A 17966-nucleotide genomic window follows, 5' to 3' on the forward strand; every position below is an offset into this window, starting at 1 on the left:
CGTTCAGGCGTGACAAGGTCCTTCGCGCTGCTCAGGATGACAGATGATTTTTATATAAGTATTGTAGCCTTGCTTCGCTCACTCACTTTACTCCTGCGGCAGCGCTGCGGAGCGCAGTAGCTGGCGGGCGGCATCTTGGTAGGGGTTGCGGGTATCGTTAGCGACGGCGCGCAGGGTGTTGCGAGCGGCGGTAATTTGTTGGTTGCGCCAGTACGCCATGCCCAGGTGGTAGCGGGCCCGGCCGGCTAATTGGGAGCTAGACTGCATGGCTACGCGCCGTAGGAAGGGCTGGGCAGCCCGGATTTCTTCTGTTCCTTCCTGGCTTAGCAGCATAATGCCGCTGTAGTAAAGCAGGGTATCTTGGCCCAGGCTGCTGGTAGGCACCCGGCGCAGGGCGTGCAACGCATCCGTGTAGCGCCCGTCGCGGTACTGGCGCATGGCCTCGGCCAGCAAGGGGCGGCGGCTCTCGTTTACTACGTCGTCGGGCAGGCCGGCTTCGGGCACGTAGTATCGGGCCCAGGATGCTTCGGCTGAAGGAGCACTAGGTCGTAGCACCAGCCACAGGGCCAGTAAAGCCACTACGCCCATCACTACAACGGCTCCCCATTGCTGCTGGGTTTTGCGCTGGCGCCGCCGGATGCGGGTTAAAGCATCCTGGCGCTGGTCCAGGCGGCGGTCGAGGGCTAGCAGGCGCTGGTGCAGGGTTTCGTGGCCGGCCACCCAGCGCAAGTCGGCCGCCAACTGCTCGTAGGCCTGGTAGGCCCGGTACAGGTCGGGGTCCTGCTCAAGGCGCTTTTCAAAGGCGGCCTGTTCAGGGGGCGTCATCTGGCCATCGGCGAAGCGTTCCAGCTCTTCCAGGTAAGGGCGCAGGTCGAAGGCAGGCGGCGTCATGGGAAAGTAAAACCGGGAAGCAAACGCACCAGAGACAACCGCCGGCGCGTCAGCAGAAAAACAAAGTTGGCGAATCGGGGGCTAAGCTACGCAGAAGCAGGCAGCCCGCGGCTACGCACCCGCCGCTTCGGCCCGCACCCGCAGCTCGTAGAGCTTGCGCAGGCAGGCGGCTTTCTGCAGGCGGGCCACGTTGGCGTTTGCAAAGCCCATCTTACCGGCCACCTTCTCGAAGTTGTAGCCCCGGAAGTAAAAGTACATCAGCATTTTCTGGCAGTCGAGGCCGAGCTGCTGAAACAGCGCCAACAGTTGTTGGCGCCGGCTGGCCTCGTTTTTGGGCAGAATTTCGGTGGTATGGGCCGAGCGGATTTTCTCGTCGGCCAGTCCGTACACGTAGGCCCGCACATCCGGGGGTAGCTTGGTCAGGCGCCCATCGGATACCTGGTCGTAGAAGGTAACTAGCACCGCGCGCAGCAACTCGTGGGCCGCGGCGGGTGCCAATTGGTGCTGCCGCCGGGCCCAGCGGGCGAATAAGTCGCGGTTCTGCTCATAGAAGGTAATCAGGTACGACTGATTACCAATCCGCAGACTGGTCAGGACTTCGGCAAGCTGTTGGGGCGAGTTCATTCGGCAAGTAACACGTAAGTAGCCACACGGCGCAAGCACTACGACAAAATGACCGGACCAATTCAACTCGGTAGGGAGTAGCGTGGGCAGGCCGATCTGCCGGAGCACTTACCCTCGGCCCGTAATAGCTGAGTTTTCTGGCTGCTAGTGAGGCTGCCGGTGGGTACCCCTTTCCCGGAAAAAAAGAAGGCTACCCACCCGGGTAGCCTTCTGTACCGAAGCGCAAAGCTCCCTTACTTCGCGAAGCGGTGGGTAATTGTCTGTTGGTCTTTCGTGCGCACCACCAGCAGGTACATGCCTGCCCGCAGGGCGCTAACCTCGGCCGTTCCTTCGTCGAAGGCGCCGGTAGCTATAGTGCGGCCCTGCATGTCTACGATGCGGTACTGACTGCCAGCTAGGCTTAGATTGCCGCCACTTAGGCGCAGGCGGTTTACTACCGGGTTGGGGTAGAGCTGGGTGCCGGCCGTAGCGGCTTCGGGCGCTGCCGCGGTTATAGTCGCGGGGCGGGCTGCCGTGGCCCGCGTAATCCGAATCCAGTTAATGTTCCAGCCGCCAGTCTGGGCGAATACGCCAAAGTTGTAGGTGCCGGCATTCACCGTTACGGTTCTCGATACGGTCGTCCAGTTCTGCCAGCCGCCGGTGGCCGGAATGGTGGTGTTGCCCAGCTGAATAGCACCGGCATTTAAGTCTGACGACACGGTACCGCCGCTGGGGCTGGCCACGCGGTACTCAATGGTATAGGTACCGGTGGTTGGGAAGTTGATGGCGTTGAATACCAGGTAGTCATTGGCATCTACGAAGCCCATGTTTTGTCCGCCGCCGGTATCGGTGGTGGTTTCTACCGTCATGCCGCTGTTCACGTTAGCAGCTTCGGCCTGCAGCAGTACGCTAAAGGTAGAAGTGGTAGTGGCGCGCACCCGCAAGGAGGTGGTCTTGTCGTTCCAGTTGCTGGTTCCCAGGGGGTTATTTACTAGGCAGGCGTTGCCGGCGCTACCCACCGTGAGGGTGCCGCCCGTGAAGTTGTCGTTTTCATATAGTACTACCTCGTAGCCAGCATTTACCCTCAGGGAAGACACGTCATCATTGAGGATGCCCCGGCTTTGCAGCGCGGCTAGGTTGTAGTTGCCGGCGGGCAGGGCCACGGCCGTGCCCGTGTAGTTGCAGTCCTTGTACACGGTAGCCACGCCGGTAGCGGGTGGTGGGGTGGTTGTGGTGCCGGCGTAACCGCCGAAGGTGGCAACAACCTTGGTGGGCTGGGGCGTGTGCAAGGTCGCCGATTGGTCGTTCACGTCGTCGTAAGCAAAGCCGTAGCTGAGGTTATCCACGCTGATGCCGGGCAGGTGCCAGAAGCGGGCGTAGTAGTTGGCTGGGGCGGCCTGGTAGTATTTGCTGGCATCGTACCAGTTCTGCTGGCCAGGGGCAGCGGTGGTTACGTCCACTACGTGGCGGTTAATGGCGGCCGTCATCTGGGCCTGCACTACTAGGTCACAGTCCCCGTCGCCGACGCGGTTGTCGAGCAAGCCTTTGCCCTCAAAGGCCATTTGGGTGGTGGGGCGGCCGTTGATAATGCCCGTGCGGCCCGCAAAAGCACCCGACTGGCCCACTACCGTCAGCCGGTCGTTGGCGTCCACGCGGCCCTTGAACACGCCCGCGTTGCCGGCGTAGAAAATCAGGTCCGTGGTCTTGTACTTGTTCCAGATGGCGTCGATGTAGCTCTTGAAGTAGTTGCCGTAGGGGCCGGGGGTAGTGCCGTTGGTGCCATCGGCAAAGGCGGCCGTTTTGGCTGGGAAGGTGATTTCGCCGGTGGCGTTGTTCACCGTGCCCTGAAACTCAGCGGGCACGTTGGCTTTGTAGGCGGCCACAATGTCGGCGGCCGTTTTTAGCTCCCCAGTGCGCTTCTGGTAGCCGCCCGCCCCGAACAGCTCCAGGCCCATGGGGTAGCGGAAGGCATCCACGCGGGTAGTGTTACCGAAGAATCCGTACTGGTTGTTGGTCAGCTCCACAAACTCGTACATGATGTCCCGGTTCGGGTCGTTCGGGTTCAGGGAGTTAGGGGCCGCGTAGCCTGAGGGCGCCCCGACGAGCCAAAGAAGTACAGGTAGAGCTGCTGCCCCCGCGAGATAAACACCCGGCACCCCGCAATGTAGGGCAGGGTAAAGGTCTTATTCGGAATGCTGCTGAGCCGGGTAAAACAGGCCGCGTACTTGGAGTTGCTGCCAGGCCCGGTGTTGCCGTTGTACGTCGGGCCCGTTACGGTATTGTAGGAGGAGTTCATGGGGAGCACCTGGCTGTTGGCGGCATTTATCCAGACGTGGTTGCCGGCCCATCAATACCCACAATGGCCACGTACAGGTCCGAGTCGGGGAAGGGTGAGTTGTTGGCAATGGTAAAGGGAATACTACCCTGGGCCCAGGCCCCGCAGGGCAGTAAGGCGCTCAGCCAGAGCAAAATGAGGGAATAGAGAGTACGCTTTTTCATAGATGAAATGGTTGTGGTGGGAAGAGAGAAACAAGCACACCGGCCCCGACCACCCGTTGAAAGGGTAGGCGGCAAGCAGGTGTGTAAGAGCAGAACAGGAGCGGGAGAGAGTCCGGGCGTTAGGCGCCACTACCCAGAGTTGACAGTGCCTCCGGGGCATTAGGACAATGGCAATGTAGGTGGGTTTTGCAGGGAAGAACAACGCCCTTTTTTCCAGCCTACCGAGCCTGCAACGCTTACTGCGCACCTACGCCTGCCGTTAGGGCACATAGCCGGGGCGTCCTGTTTGCGCCGTGGGCCGTAAGCGCACGCCCAAAATTGCAGTTACTGCACACGTTATGAGCCGACTACCTCACCATCACATGCCTAAATTTTGTACCTACTGGCCGGTCGCTTCACCCCGAGCAGCCAAGGGCCTGGGCTACCCTGCTCGGCAACCTCATTACCTCATCAGCTTTTACGCTTACCTTTGAAGCCATGGAAACGCAAGCCCCTACCCTCGCCCTCGATACCGCCGTCTTCGACCTGATTCAGAAGGAGAAAGAGCGCCAAACCCACGGCCTTGAACTCATTGCCTCCGAGAACTACGTGTCGGAGCACGTGATGCGGGCCCAGGGCTCCATTCTCACCAACAAATACGCCGAGGGCCTGCCCGGCAAGCGCTACTACGGCGGCTGCGAAATCGTGGATCAGATTGAGCAGTTGGCCATCGACCGGGCCAAGGAGCTGTTCGGGGTAGAGTGGGTGAACGTGCAGCCCCACTCCGGGGCCCAGGCCAACGCGGCCGTGATGCTGGCCGTGCTCAACCCCGGCGACAAAATTCTGGGCTTCGACCTGAGCCACGGCGGCCACCTGACCCACGGCTCGCCGGTGAACTTTTCGGGCAAGCTCTACCAGCCTACCTTCTATGGAGTAGAGCGCGAAACCGGCCTCATCGACTGGGACAAGGTAAAGGAAACCGCCCGCCGGGAGCAGCCCAAGCTTATCATTTGCGGGCCTCAGCCTACTCCCGCGACTGGAACTACCAGGCCCTGCGCGAAGCCGCCGACGAGGTAGGCGCCCTACTGCTGGCCGATATTTCGCACCCCTCCGGCCTGATTGTCAAGGGCTTGCTGAATAACCCCTTCGATTACTGCCACATCGTAACGACGACGACCCACAAAACCCTGCGCGGCCCTCGCGGCGGCCTGATTTTGCTAGGCAAGGACTTCGAGAACCCCTTCGGCTTGAAAACGCCCAAGGGCGAAATCCGGATGATGAGCAGCCTGCTCGACAGCGCCGTATTCCCCGGCACCCAGGGCGGCCCCCTGGAGCACGTTATTGGGGCGAAGGCGGTAGCGTTCGGCGAGGCCCTGAGCGACGCCTACACCGACTACACCCACCAGGTTATCAAGAACGCCCAGGCCCTAGCCGGCGCTTTCGTGGAGCGCGGCTACCAAATTATTTCCGGCGGCACCGATAACCACCTGATGCTCATTGATCTGCGCAGCAAGGGCCTGACCGGCAAACTGGCCGAAAACACTCTTATCAAGGCCGATATCACCATCAACAAGAACATGGTGCCCTTCGATGACAAGTCGCCCTTCGTGACCAGCGGCATGCGCATCGGCTCGGCCGCCGTAACTACCCGTGGCCTCAAGGAAACCGACATGGCCCGTATTGTAGGGTTCATTGATGAGGTGCTGACCCACAACGCCGACGATGCCCGCCTGGCCCGGGTGCGCGGCGAAATCAACGAGTGGATGCAGCAGTATCCGCTTTTCGCTTAGCGGTGAAATGGTGAAATAGTGAGGTAGTGGGTTCGGTCCGGGAAATCAGGCTGAACCCATCTTCTTGCCCCGTTTTTTCGTTTGTTTCTTGCCGCTTGTTCCGAGCCGGCTGGTTTACTCACCATTTCGCCACTTCACTATTCACCATTTCACTCAGTGGATCCAACTCAACCCGCGCTGGGCGACCAGCAGGAAATGTCTTTTATCGACCACCTGGAAGCCCTGCGCTGGCACATCATCCGGGCGGCTATTGCGGTGGTGCTTTTTGCTTTGGTGGCTTTCTTCTCCAAAGACTTCCTGTTTCACGACCTGATTCTGGGGCCTTCCCGCGCCGACTTCTGGACCTACCGGATGTTTTGCCGGGCCGGCGAGTGGCTGCACGCGCCCAGCTTGTGCATCGATAAAATTGGCTTCGTGATTCAGAACCGCGAAATGAGCGGGCAGCTGACCATGCACATCAGCACCTCTTTTATCGTGGGGTTGGTGCTGGGCTTTCCCTACCTGTTCTGGGAGCTGTGGCGTTTTATCAAGCCGGGCCTGTATCCGCACGAGCGGCAAAACTCCCAGGGCGCCGTGTTTTTTGTGTCGGTGCTGTTTGCCATCGGGCTGCTGTTCGGCTACTACATTGCCGCGCCCATGAGCATCCAGTTCTTGGCCAACTACGTGGTAGACCCTACCATTGAAAACCAGATGGACATGCAGAGCTACATCAGTACGCTCACGACCATGTCGCTTTCCTGCGCCTTCGTGTTCGAGCTGCCCATGATTGTGTTCTTCCTGGCCAAGGCCGGGCTGATTACGCCCGAAATCATGCGCGTGTACCGCAAGCACGCCATTGTGGTCATCCTGGTAATTGCGGCCGTCATCACGCCTCCCGATGTGTCGGCCCAGATTATTGTAACCATTCCCATCATTCTGCTTTACGAGCTGAGCATCAACATTGCCCGGGTTGTAAGCCGGGGCCGTACGGCGGCCCTCAATGCCCAGTTAGCCGAAAACCACGGGGTAGCGTAACCCATCATAAGCTAGTGGCTACCATGTGCTGATGTGCTCTGAAAATGGCTGCATCAGCACATGTTTCGTTTGAGCCGGTTGGGTACCGGCGCCCTGTTCATTTCCACTCTTTCTCTGATAGTATATGAAACTTGCCATCGGCTCCGACCACGCCGGCTTCGAGCAGAAGCAAATGCTGTTGCAATGGCTGCGCGACAACGGCTACGAAGTTCAGGACTTCGGCACGCATTCCGCTGACTCCGTAGACTACCCCGACTACGTGCACCCGCTGGCCTCGGCCGTGGAGCGCGGCGAGTTTGAGCAGGGCATTTTGCTCTGCGGCTCGGCTAACGGCGTCTGCATCACGGCCAACAAGCACCAAGGCATCCGGGCCGGCTTGGCCTGGGAGCCGGAGGTAGCCAGCCTCATCCGCCAGCACAACAACGCCAATGTGCTGTGCGTCCCGGCCCGCTTCGTGGACGCAGAAACCGCCCGCGCCATCGTCAGCCAGTTCCTGAACACCGCCTTCGAAGGTGGCCGCCACCAAACCCGCGTTGATAAAATCAACTTGTGAGAGGGTAAAGTTGTGAGTTGGTGAATGAGTGGAGGTCATGGCGAAGAGGCACGACGCCGCCATCCTTCCTCCCTATCTGTGAATAGCCTAGAAACGGGACAAGCCCTTGACGCCAGCACGGACGTCAAGGGCTTGTCACATTAGAAGGGGTAGCACCCTGGATAAAACAGATGGTGTCGGTACCCTCGCCATGATAATGTCCTACTTCACTCAATCACCATCTCACCGCTGCAGGCGGTAGACGCCGGGGTGTTGGTGGGCTGGTAGTGGCTGAAGATGCCGGGCACTTTGTATTGCAGCTCCGGCAGCAGCCCGGCTTGGTCGATGAGGTATTGGGGCGGGGCGGCGTGGAAGTTGTGCGCCAGCCGGAATACGGCGTCGTACTCGCGCAGGTGCCCGAAGTCAACCTGGGCCAGCCCCAGTCGAGGTAGGGCGTCGCCAGGCGGTTGTGCAGGTAGGGTCGTTGGTCGGGGCCGAGCACGAGCAGGCGCTGACCCGCAGGAAGTCGTAGCGCGGATTGGGCTGCACGGCGTAGCGGCTCTCGGCCGGAATCTGCACAATTTGCTCTAGGTGCAGCACGGCCCGGTAGCGCACCACCACCACGGCTCCAATTACCAGCAGCAGCAGCAGCTCCGGTAGCCAGCGCCGTTGGGCTTTCTGCCAGAGAAACAAGCTGAAGTACGTGAGTGGCGGTAGCAGCAGCACCAGCGTGCCAGTAGCCATGCCCCGGCCCACTGCCGCAATAGCCACCGCCACCACCAGCCACACCAGCATTAGCTGCAGGAATTTCACCTGAAACACTAGGCCCAGGGAAGTAGTGAAGCTGCGCCCGATGCCCAACAGCACCAGCAGCCCCGGCAGTACCAGCAGGCGCAGCAGCACCCAGAGCGGGAGCCCGTCGGTTTCGTGCACCCGCCCCTGCAGGGTAGGCTGCAAATGAAACTGGGCAAAATCGGGCAAGGATTCCGTGTAGAGGAAAAAGGTGGTGGCTACCGCGTACGGAAACAGGAAGCCGCACACCAGCAGCAGAAAGCTACGGAAGGAATTGGCCGCAAACACGATGACGGCAAACAAGCCTACCAGCAGAAACAGCGCCAGCGGCAGGTAGCACAGCGCCCCCACGCCCACCAGAAAGCCAGCCCGAAACAGTCGGCGGTTATCGTAGCCTTCCCGGGAGGTAGGCAGCAGGGCGCTCAGGGCAGCAATCAGAAAGGAGTGGCCCAGCAGCAGCGGCGACATGGTATCCAGGTCGGTGGTCAGGCTGCCGATGAGCAGGTAGGTGAGGGCCCCCACGTAGCCACGCTCGGGTGCACATCGGCCCGGTTCAGCACGAAGTTGAAGCGCAGGGCCTGGAACGCCAGCAGCAACAGGGCCAGAATGCGGTAGAGCCACACCGGCCGGCTTCCAACAAAATCAAGCGCCCCAAACAACGCTGCCGACAAGGGCGCGGTGCTATCGTATAAGTCGCGGTAGAGCAGGGCGCCTTCGTGCAGCCGCTCGCCCACCAGCAGGGCCCGCAGCTCCACGGGGGTAAGGGCAATGCCCAGCCACAGCAACGGCAGCCGGAGCGCCAGCAGCAGCAGCAGCAAGGCGAACAGGCGGGTGGGCAGGGAGCTTTTAAAGAATTGCAGCAAGGAAGTAAGACCTGAGACGTAGGCGGAGAAAACCGAAGCGAAAAGTAAAAGTACGGCATCCGGCGTCGCGCTAGGCACGGGCCCGGTGTTGCGTCAGTAACGTGGCTTCTACCTGCCTTAAGCTCACAGTACTGCCGCGGTGCTAGCCTAGCTAACTATTTTCAGCTCCTTCCGCCCTCATCACCAATTACCTACTGACTTAATCACCCTCAACCGGTATCTTTGCCGATTCTTATGGAAAGTAAACGACAGCAAAAAGTAGCCAGCTTGCTCCAACAGGAGTTAGCCGCCGTATTTCAGCGCGACCTGCCGCACCTGTTTCCGGGTTTGCCGCCGGCATCAACCTGGTGCGCGTGTCACCCGACTTGGGAATAGCCCGCGTGTACCTGAGCTTACTCATTGCCTCCAATACCGCCAGCGCGGAGCAGCAGCAGACCCTGGTCGAGGATAACGTGAAAGTAATCCGGCAGGCCCTGGCCAAGCGCGTGCGCCAGCAGCTGCGCATCGTGCCCGACCTCGTGTTCTTCGTCGATGACTCGGCTTCCTACGCCGCCCACATGGACAAGGTATTCGGCGACCTGCACATTCCGCCCGCCCCAGCCGATAACGAAACGCCCGGTTCCGACACCGAAGGCAGCAGCCCGAAACGCCCCAAGCTCTTCGCCGACGACGATGAGTAAATGGCGAATTTGTGAAGTTGTGGAATGGTGAGTTGCAGAAATGCTCTTCCCTTTCTTCAGCCTCACAACTTCTCAACTTCTCAACTTCACCTTTTCCCCTTGTACTACGACCCGATTAAGAAGTCGCTTGGCGAAGTCTTCAACCGTACGCCACTGCTGCGCCGCCTCTTCTATCACCTGCTCGATTTGCTGCTGCTGCGCACCTGGCACGTGCACCGGGAGTTGCGCCAGTGGTCCAAGGGCCGCACCGACGAAAGCCTGAACATTCTGGATGCTGGCTCCGGCTACGGGCAGTACACCTACTGGATGTCGGGCCTGAGCCGCAAGTGGCAGATTTTGGCCGTGGATGTGAAAGATGAGCAGGTGGCCGATTCTAATCAGTTCTTCCGGCAAATCGGGCGCACCAATGCTCAATTCGCCGTTCAGGATTTAGTGCTGTACCAGCAACCCAATTCCTTTGACCTGGCCCTATCCGTGGACGTGATGGAGCACATTCTGGAAGATGTGGAAGTGTTTCGCAACATTCACGCCTCCCTCAAAGATGGCGGTATGCTGCTCATCTCTACCCCTTCAGACCAAGGTGGCTCCGATGTGCACGCCGACGGCGAAACCTCCTTTATTGAGGAGCACGTGCGCGACGGCTACAACATTCACGAGATTCAGCAGAAGCTGCGCACCGCCGGTTTTGAACGCATTGAGGCGCGCTACAGCTACGGGGAGCCGGGCCAGGTATCGTGGCGTTTGAGCATGAAATACCCCATCCTGATGCTGGGCAAATCCAAGCTATTCTTCCTGCTGTTGCCGTTTTACTACCTGATTACGTTCCCGTTCTGCCTGATTCTGAACTGGTTCGACGCTAACGGCAAACATGATTCTGGCACTGGCCTGATTGTGAAAGCCTGGAAATAGACCTTTTCCGCCCGGTGGCGTATCTTGCTGCTATTATGTAGCTGCACCATTTCCCTCTATCTTCCTTTGCCATGGCTGATAAAAATGATTTTTCTGAACTGCTAGCGGAAATGCTCCTTCGCATGGATCGTCAGCAGGGCGAAATCAAGCAGACCAATGACATTCTGCGCACGGTAGCGGAGGTGCAAGGCAAAATGCTGCATCAGATTGAGTTGATCTACACGGATCAGCAACAATTCAACGCCCAGCAAATTCAGTTCAATGCTCGGCAGGAGCAGTTCAATACCCAGCAGTTACGCTTCAATACCGAGCAACAGCAGTTCAACACCCAGCAGCAGGAAGTCAACCAAGCTATTCTGGGTGAGCTTCGCACGATTAAGACGGACGTCCGGGAGTTGAAAGAAGTGGTGCTAAACAACCACGAGGAACGCCTGCGTCGGCTGGAGGAATTTATGCGTCGTGCTAGCTAAGCCTTTTCTACTCTACCCCTACCCTACCTCTCGCCCCTCCGCGCCCCGCACGTGAACGTACCCTTGCTCATTGCCCGGCGTTATTTTCTCTCGAAGAAGAAGCGCAACATTATTAGCATCATCTCCAATATCTCCATGGTAGGCGTGGCGGTAGGCACGATGGCGTTGATCATTGTGCTGTCCGTGTTCAACGGGCTAGAGGAAGTGGCGCGCAGCCTCTATGGCAAATCGGACCCCGACTTGGTGATTACCGCCGTGCAGGGTAAATCCTTTGAGGTAGGCCCTCCGCTCATCAAGCGCATCCAGGGGCTGCCCAACGTGGCCCTGGTTACAGAAGTAATCGAGGACAACGCTTTGTTGCAGTACCGCGACCGGCAAATGGTGGTGAAGATGAAGGGCGTTTCGGATAACTACTACCGCCAAAGCAACATCGACTCGGCCGTGGTGGAAGGTAGCTCCAAGCTCCACCGCGACGGCATGGACTATGCCCTGCTTGGGGCCGGCGTGCAGCACGAGCTCAGCATTGCCCTCGACAACCGCTTCTCGCCCATGCGCTTGCTTTACCCGCGCAACACGGGCAAGAAGACGCTTTCCATGAACCCCGAAACGGCCTTTAACGAGCAGAACATTCTGGCCGGGGGCGTTTTTCTGATTGAGCAGCACGTCGACGACAGCTACATCTTCGTGCCCCTGGAGTTTGCCCGCAACCTGCTGCACTACGAAAACCGTCGCACGGCCCTGGAGGTTAAGGTAAAAGACCGCCAGGATATTGGGCAGGTAAAGGACGACCTGAAGCGGGAACTGGGTAAGGGCTTCAAAATTCTGGACTCGGATGAGCAGCACCTGAGTTTGCTGAAGGCTATTAAGGTGGAGAAGATGTTCGTGTTCATCACCTTTGCTTTCATCCTGCTTATTGCCAGCATCAACATCTTCTTCTCGCTCTCGATGCTCGTTATCGATAAGCACAAGGATATTGCCGTGCTGATGGCCATGGGAGCCAGTTCCCGCACCATCCGCAATGTGTTTCTGCTGGTAGGCGCTATTGTGGCTCAGGTGGGCGCCCTGACGGGCCTAGTGCTGGGCGTGGGTATCTGTTGGCTTCAGCAAACCTTCCATCTGGTGGGCATGGGCATGGCTACCAGTGTGGTGGACTCCTACCCGGTCAAAATGCAGTTCTCCGACATTGCCCTGACCGGCATGGCCATCATTCTGATTACCATTGCCGTATCCATTAGGCCAGCCCTGAACGCCGCTAGCCTCGACCTGCGCGAGAACCTATAGCCTACTACCTACCCGGCTGAGCCCCATAATCCTCTGGTTTAATATAAGCGCTAGGCAAAAGCGTAGCTCACGCATCATGCCCGTTCTGCCTGATCAGCCAGACGATGCGGATGAGTTGCTTTGCTTACACTCAGTATAACCGGCAAGTTGAACCGGATTTACGCTTACGCTGCCGGCCGCGTGGAGCGTAAATGGTAGCCTTGCAGCTCCTCTGTATTCATCAGCACAACGCAAACAGGCAGTTCCCGCATGGGGCTGCCTGTTTGCGTTGTGCATAAGCCAGATTTTATAATTCTGAAAAGAGAAGACTGTTACCTTCGTAGACGCCAAAGCCCGGTTGGGTACCTAATTTGCATACGTTCATCTTAATAATATTACTATTCTTTGATTTAATTTTACTTTTTAGTAAAAAAACTGGTATTTAGCATTTGTTACTACTTTCAACGCTGCATTATTGTCGTCGACTATGAAGGTTTCCACTTCACAGCCTTTTCAAATTGTTTATTCATTGCTCGAACACGAGTATCTAGGATACCTCTTTGAATCGTATGTGGTGCAGCGGAATCAGCGGGGTCAGCTCACGCTTCAGCACCAAACCGTATCGGCTAAGAATGCCCCGGAGTTTGCCGATGGCTTGGATGAGCTTGATTTTGAACTGATTGCCCTCACCGACCAGATTCAGCAGGACGCGGTGATTAAGGAGTTCTGGGCCAAGAAGACTACCCCGGCTGATTTCTTCCTGAAGATTTACGACGCCGAGAAAGGCGACAAGAACCTACAGGAAACCATTTGCTACTACGTGCAGGAGCGCATGGCCCAGATTCTGGACCGCCTCCAGGGCAAGCAGGTGTTCATTATGGGCAAGGATGGCGAGCCGACGTGGCGAGAAATCAGCGTGGCTCCGGAGCGGGCTTCCGTGCTGTTTCACTTCCGCCGCAACGAGGATAGCACGCATTATTTCCCTACTATTCAGTACCAAGGCCAGAAGCTGGACTTTCAGTACAAGAACGCCGTAATCGTTTGCGAACAGCCCGCCTGGCTGCTGCTCGACGATGTGCTTCACAACTTCCACAACGATGTGGACGGCAAAAAAATCAAGCCCTTCCTCAACAAGAAATTCATTGTAATTCCCCGGCAGGTAGAAGACAGTTACTTCCAGCGCTTTGTGGCGCCCCTGGTGGAATCGTTTGATGTGCACGCCCGCGGCTTCGATATTCGCTCGGAGCGCTACGTGGCCCGGCCCCAGCTTACGTTCTCGGATGCGCCTGGCGCTACCGTAGTAGCGGCGCCCGTCACCCGCGCGGCCGCGCCGGCCCGGCGGGGTAGTACCGCCACAACCCAGATAACGGCAGAAGCTGCTGTTTCCGAGCACATTCACTTCGATTTGAGCTTCCGCTACGGCGACCATACCGTGCACACTGCCCACAACAAGCGCGTGTGCGTGAAGCTGGAAAAGCAGGAAGACAACTACATTTTTCACCGCCTGATTCGCAACCTCGACCGGGAGCAGGAAATCATCAGTGAGCTGCGCGACCGGGCCCTGGAGGTGCGCAACGGTCGGGCCGTGCTGGAAAAAGCCACGGCTTTCCGCTGGCTGCACCACCACGCCGACGAGCTGGCCCGCTTGGGCTTCACGGTGCAGCAAGGCCCTACCTCGGGCAAAGACTACTTTATTGGAGCCGTAACGGTGCAGGTAGGCATCACGGAATCCAACGACTGGTTTGACGTGCACGGCGTGGTGCATTTCGGGGAGTTTGCCGTGCCCTTCATCAAACTGCGGCCTTACATCCTGAACAAGCGCCCCGAGTACCGCCTGCCCAACGGCCAGATTGCCATTATTCCGGAGGAATGGTTTACGCAGTACCTGGAGCTGTTTGCCTTCGTGGAGGAGCACCACCAGATGCTAACCTTGCGCAAGCACCACTTGGCTTTGGTATCGGACCTGCAGAACGGCAACCTGGCTACCGTGGTGATGAGCCGGAAGCTAGAAAAGCTGCGCGAGTTTGAAGCCGTAGAAGACCGGCCCCTACCCGCTGGGTTCCGAGGCGAACTGCGGCCTTACCAGAAAGCGGGCTACAACTGGCTCCACTTCGTGCAGGACTACCACTTCGGCGGCTGCCTGGCCGACGACATGGGTCTGGGCAAAACCGTGCAGACCCTGGCCATGTTGCTACAACGCAAGGAAAGCGGCGCTGCCAAGGGTGCAGCCTCTCTGCTGGTAATGCCTACCTCCTTGGTGTACAACTGGATGACGGAGGCCTTTAAGTTCACGCCTACCCTGCGCCTGCTCATTTATACCGGCACGTACCGCGACAAAAACGTGGAGCAGTTTGCTGATTACGACGTGGTGCTGACGTCCTACGGCATTGTGCGCCTGGATGCGGAGCTGCTCAAAACCTACAAGTTCGACTACGTCATTCTGGACGAGTCGCAAGCCATCAAAAACCCGGGTTCCACCACCTCCCAGGCCGTACGTGGCCTGCACTCCCGCCACCGCCTGATTCTGACGGGTACGCCCGTGGAAAATAGCACCATGGACCTTTGGTCGCAGATGTCGTTTATCAACCCCGGGCTGCTGGGCTCCCAAGCCTTTTTCCGCAAGGAGTTTCTGAAGCCCATTGAAAAGGGCAAGGACGAGGCCAAAACCCGCCGTCTGCACACGCTCATCAAGCCCTTCATCCTGCGCCGCCACAAGGCCCAGGTGGCCCGGGAGCTGCCCGACAAAATTGAAAACCTGAGCTACTGCCCCATGACCGAGGAGCAGCAGCACTGCTACGAGGAAACCAAGAGCTACTACCGCAACAAGATTCTGCAAAGCATTGAGGAGCACGGCACGGCCAGCACCCAGTTCATGCTGTTGCAGGGCCTAACCAAGTTGCGCCAGATTGCCAACCACCCCCGCATGGCCGACGCAGAGTACAGCCACGAGTCAGGCAAGCTGCGTGAGGTAATTCGGATGGTGAAAAGCGTGGTTTCGGAAGGCCACAAGGTGCTTATCTTCAGCCAGTTTGTAAAGCACCTGGATATTGTGCGGGCTTCGCTGGATGAGCGGCAAATTGAATACGCTTACCTGGATGGCAATACTCGCGACCGGCATAAGGAGGTAGCCCGCTTTCAGGAAAACGACGAGCTGCGCGTGTTCCTCATCAGTCTGAAAGCCGGAGGGGTAGGCCTGAACCTCACCGCCGCCGACTACGTGTTCATCCTGGACCCCTGGTGGAACCCCGCCGTGGAAGCCCAGGCCGTAGACCGCGCCCACCGCATCGGGCAGCAGCGCACGGTGTTCACCTACAAGTTCATCACCCAGAACTCCGTGGAGGAGAAGATCCTAGCCCTGCAAAACAAGAAGATTCAGCTCGTCACGGACCTGATTACTACCGACGAGGCCATCATCAAGAGCCTGACCAAGGAAGACATTGAGGAGCTGCTGGGGTAGAAATACGGCAATAGGCTTAGTTATAAATTTCACCCTTGCATGGGATTATTCGACGCGCCGAAGCCGGTAGGAGTTGAAATAAAAGGAAACGTGCTGCACTGCGTTGTTTGCCGCCACGACCAGTTTTGGCGGCGCTCTGCGCAGCTGCATTCGGCTGCGGCTACGTTTTTCGATGTGGAATGGGCCAATCCCAGTGCTGTATGCTACGAGTGCGACAATTGTGGCTATATCCACTGGTTTATGCCTAAGTGAACGTCGGTTAACTCACCATGAATGCTCTGCCTGCGCTGATTGAGTTGAGCTAGTTCCTACCCGATTTATCTAGTAGCATAATTTTAATTATTAATATAAATATTTACCCACTATCTTACCTGTAGTTCACACGGTTTAGTTCATCTACCCATGACTGCAAGTACTACACGTTGGCTACGCATTGGCGCTTTGGCGGCTGGCATGGCCCTACCTACCCAATTATCAGCGCAAACCTGGCAGTGGGCCGCCGCTCATGCTGCGGGCAGCACCGGCAGCTCCGTTATTTATGCCGCCGCCGTAGATGCCGCTGGCAATACCGTGGTAGCGGGCCTGTTTTCAGGTACTACTACCCTAGGGCCACTACCCTAACTAGTGCCGGGGGAACCGACGTTTTTGTGGGGCGTCTTAACGCGGCGGGTGCCTGGACTCAGGCAGTTCGGGCGGGCGGCCCCGGCGACGATGTAGCGCTGGCCCTGGCCGTTGACGGGGCGGGTAATGCCGTTGCGGCCGGGTCGTTTAAGGGAGCTACGGCTGCTTTTGGGGGCACTACCCTTACCAACGCCGACAATACAGGCAACACAACCGATGGCTTCGTGGCACGCCTAAGCAGCGCCGGAACCTGGAGCCAAGCAGTGCGCATGGGCGGCACCGATAATGACGGTGCCACAGGCTTGGCCCTAGAGGCCGGCGGGGCAGCCGTGGTAGCCGGCAACTTTTCTAGCAACACAGCCAGCTTCGGCTCGACTACCTTAACCAACGGCAACACCGACCGCAGCAACGACGTGTTTGTGGCCCGCTTAAGTGGCGCCGGCGACTGGAGCCAGGCCGTGCGGGGTGGCGGCGCCGGCGACGATTTTGTGCAGGCCCTGGCCCTGGATGCGGGTGGCAACGCCGTTGTGGCCGGTCACTTCGCCCGCGCTACCGTTACGTTTGGCAGCACGGTCCTGAACAACGCCAACCCTGGCCAATACAGCAGCGACATGTACGTGGCCCGGCTAAGCAGCGCCGGCACCTGGACCCAGGCCCTGCAAGCCGGCGGACCAGGCAACGACTACGCCCGGGGGTAGGCCTGGATGCCAGCGGCAACGCCTACGTGGCGGGCAACTTCGCTAGCCCGGCCGTAAGCTTCGGGGCTACCTCGCTTGCCAACGCCGACAACAGCGGCAATACCTCCGACATCTTCGTGGCCCGCCTCAGCAGCGCCAATGCCTGGACCATGGCTGCCCGCGCCGGGGCGCAAGTAACGACTATGCCAATGCGCTGGCCGTGGATGGCAACGGCAGTGCCAGCGTGGGCGGGTTGTTCCAGGGCGCTACCTCTACGTTTGGTACCATTGCCCTGCCCAACGCCGATCCCACGGGCGCAACCTTCGATATTTTGGTTGGCCGCCTCAGCAGCGCGGGGGTCTGGAACCTGGCCTTGCGCGCCGGGGGCGTCGGCGACGACTACACCAACGCCCTCACCCTCGATGGCAGCGGCAATGCCGTGGTAGGCGGCAACCTGAACAGTTCCCCGGCTACTTTCGGTAGCCTTAGCCTGAACAGCGCCGGTTCGGCCTTTATTGCTAAGCTAATGGGGCTAACCACTGCCACTACCTCGAAGCGAATAGTCGCCTCCCTGGCCCTGCTTCCAAACCCAGCCCGCCACCACGTAAGCCTGACGTGGGTTGAGGCCCAGCCCCAGGCCCATCCCCTAGTAGTGCTCGATGGACTAGGCCGCGTAGTACGCCGGCAGTTGCTGCCTGCCCGCGCCACTCAAGCCACAGTAAACCTAAGTGGGCTAGTAGCCGGAGTTTACATCATTCGAGTGGGAGAAACAGCTCAACGGCTGGTTGTTGAGTAACAGTTTGCCCCGCTTACCCCCGACTACCCCGCCGTAGCTTCGCCGCGGCGGGGTAGTATTTTTATGGGGCTAACAAGGAGGATGAAGCCACGCCGAACCGGTGTCAGAAACAAAGCTCCTGGGTATGAGGTAT

At 58.6% G+C, this 17966-nt stretch carries 18 protein-coding genes and 1 pseudogene; 12 read left to right on the forward strand and 7 right to left on the reverse strand.

The window, feature by feature from the left end; genetic code table 11:
* Positions 1 to 87 precede the first annotated feature (87 nt).
* From MUN84_RS11505 to MUN84_RS11525, 5 genes are all read right to left on the reverse strand, one after another.
* Positions 88 to 891: a hypothetical protein gene (locus MUN84_RS11505; RefSeq protein WP_244694236.1), complete on the reverse strand. Its 804-nt coding sequence runs from the start codon at positions 889 to 891 to the stop codon at positions 88 to 90.
* A gap of 111 nt (positions 892 to 1002) precedes the next feature.
* Complete coding sequence (locus MUN84_RS11510; RefSeq protein WP_244694237.1) at positions 1003 to 1515, reverse strand: hypothetical protein; 513 nt, start codon at positions 1513 to 1515, stop codon at positions 1003 to 1005.
* A gap of 233 nt (positions 1516 to 1748) precedes the next feature.
* Positions 1749 to 3650 (reverse strand): beta-1,3-glucanase family protein, encoded by a 1902-nt coding sequence (locus MUN84_RS11515; RefSeq protein ID WP_244694238.1) that lies wholly within the window; start codon positions 3648 to 3650, stop codon positions 1749 to 1751.
* Positions 3557 to 3790, reverse strand: coding sequence for a hypothetical protein (locus MUN84_RS11520; protein ID WP_244694239.1), 234 nt, complete (start codon positions 3788 to 3790; stop codon positions 3557 to 3559). The genes MUN84_RS11515 and MUN84_RS11520 overlap by 94 nt, the downstream gene beginning before the upstream one ends.
* Before the next feature lie 26 nt (positions 3791 to 3816).
* Positions 3817 to 3993, reverse strand: coding sequence for a hypothetical protein (locus tag MUN84_RS11525; RefSeq protein WP_244694240.1), 177 nt, complete (start codon positions 3991 to 3993; stop codon positions 3817 to 3819).
* Between the two features lie 477 nt (positions 3994 to 4470).
* Here MUN84_RS11525 and glyA point away from each other — a divergent pair.
* The 4 genes and pseudogenes from glyA to MUN84_RS11545 all read left to right on the forward strand — a co-directional run bounded on the left by glyA (position 4471) and on the right by MUN84_RS11545 (position 7760).
* Positions 4471 to 5762, forward strand: a pseudogene (glyA, locus tag MUN84_RS11530) (serine hydroxymethyltransferase).
* A 156-nt stretch (positions 5763 to 5918) separates the two neighbouring features.
* Positions 5919 to 6776, forward strand: coding sequence for a twin-arginine translocase subunit TatC (tatC, locus tag MUN84_RS11535; RefSeq protein WP_311136872.1), 858 nt, complete (start codon positions 5919 to 5921; stop codon positions 6774 to 6776).
* A gap of 124 nt (positions 6777 to 6900) precedes the next feature.
* Complete coding sequence (gene rpiB / locus MUN84_RS11540) at positions 6901 to 7329, forward strand: ribose 5-phosphate isomerase B (protein ID WP_244694241.1); 429 nt, start codon at positions 6901 to 6903, stop codon at positions 7327 to 7329.
* 266 nt (positions 7330 to 7595) lie between these two features.
* Entirely contained in the window at positions 7596 to 7760 is a 165-nt protein-coding gene (locus MUN84_RS11545; protein ID WP_244694242.1) for a hypothetical protein, read from the forward strand.
* Here the strand turns inward: MUN84_RS11545 and MUN84_RS11550 are convergent.
* Both MUN84_RS11550 and MUN84_RS11555 read right to left on the reverse strand, forming a co-directional pair.
* A complete protein-coding gene (locus tag MUN84_RS11550) occupies positions 7732 to 8622 on the reverse strand; it encodes a hypothetical protein (protein ID WP_244694243.1) in 891 nt (296 codons plus the stop codon). The two genes, MUN84_RS11545 and MUN84_RS11550, sit on opposite strands and share 29 nt — an antisense overlap.
* Entirely contained in the window at positions 8586 to 8963 is a 378-nt protein-coding gene (locus MUN84_RS11555) for a hypothetical protein (protein ID WP_244694244.1), read from the reverse strand. The genes MUN84_RS11550 and MUN84_RS11555 overlap by 37 nt, the downstream gene beginning before the upstream one ends.
* Before the next feature lie 347 nt (positions 8964 to 9310).
* Between MUN84_RS11555 and MUN84_RS11560 the strand changes: the two genes are divergently transcribed.
* The 8 genes from MUN84_RS11560 to MUN84_RS11595 all read left to right on the forward strand — a co-directional run bounded on the left by MUN84_RS11560 (position 9311) and on the right by MUN84_RS11595 (position 17833).
* Positions 9311 to 9643, forward strand: coding sequence for a ribosome-binding factor A (locus MUN84_RS11560; protein WP_317238907.1), 333 nt, complete (start codon positions 9311 to 9313; stop codon positions 9641 to 9643).
* A gap of 99 nt (positions 9644 to 9742) precedes the next feature.
* On the forward strand, positions 9743 to 10552 hold the full coding sequence (locus MUN84_RS11565; RefSeq protein WP_244694245.1) for a class I SAM-dependent methyltransferase: 810 nt from the start codon (positions 9743 to 9745) through the stop codon (positions 10550 to 10552).
* A gap of 71 nt (positions 10553 to 10623) precedes the next feature.
* A complete protein-coding gene (locus MUN84_RS11570) occupies positions 10624 to 11022 on the forward strand; it encodes a hypothetical protein (protein WP_244694246.1) in 399 nt (132 codons plus the stop codon).
* Positions 11023 to 11073: 51 nt separating this feature from the next.
* The gene (locus tag MUN84_RS11575; RefSeq protein WP_244694247.1) at positions 11074 to 12303 is read left to right on the forward strand and encodes an FtsX-like permease family protein; all 1230 of its coding nucleotides are present in this window, start codon (positions 11074 to 11076) and stop codon (positions 12301 to 12303) included.
* Between the two features lie 550 nt (positions 12304 to 12853).
* Positions 12854 to 15739 (forward strand): DEAD/DEAH box helicase, encoded by a 2886-nt coding sequence (locus tag MUN84_RS11580; protein WP_317238908.1) that lies wholly within the window; start codon positions 12854 to 12856, stop codon positions 15737 to 15739.
* 402 nt (positions 15740 to 16141) lie between these two features.
* The gene (locus MUN84_RS11585) at positions 16142 to 16360 is read left to right on the forward strand and encodes a hypothetical protein (protein WP_244694249.1); all 219 of its coding nucleotides are present in this window, start codon (positions 16142 to 16144) and stop codon (positions 16358 to 16360) included.
* A gap of 26 nt (positions 16361 to 16386) precedes the next feature.
* The gene (locus MUN84_RS11590) at positions 16387 to 17058 is read left to right on the forward strand and encodes a hypothetical protein (protein WP_244694250.1); all 672 of its coding nucleotides are present in this window, start codon (positions 16387 to 16389) and stop codon (positions 17056 to 17058) included.
* Positions 17059 to 17257: 199 nt separating this feature from the next.
* On the forward strand, positions 17258 to 17833 hold the full coding sequence (locus tag MUN84_RS11595) for a T9SS type A sorting domain-containing protein (RefSeq protein ID WP_244694251.1): 576 nt from the start codon (positions 17258 to 17260) through the stop codon (positions 17831 to 17833).
* Positions 17834 to 17966 lie beyond the last annotated feature (133 nt).

It is taken from the genome of Hymenobacter sp. 5516J-16 (assembly GCF_022919335.1).
GTDB classification, from domain to species: Bacteria; Bacteroidota; Bacteroidia; order Cytophagales; family Hymenobacteraceae; genus Hymenobacter; species Hymenobacter sublimis.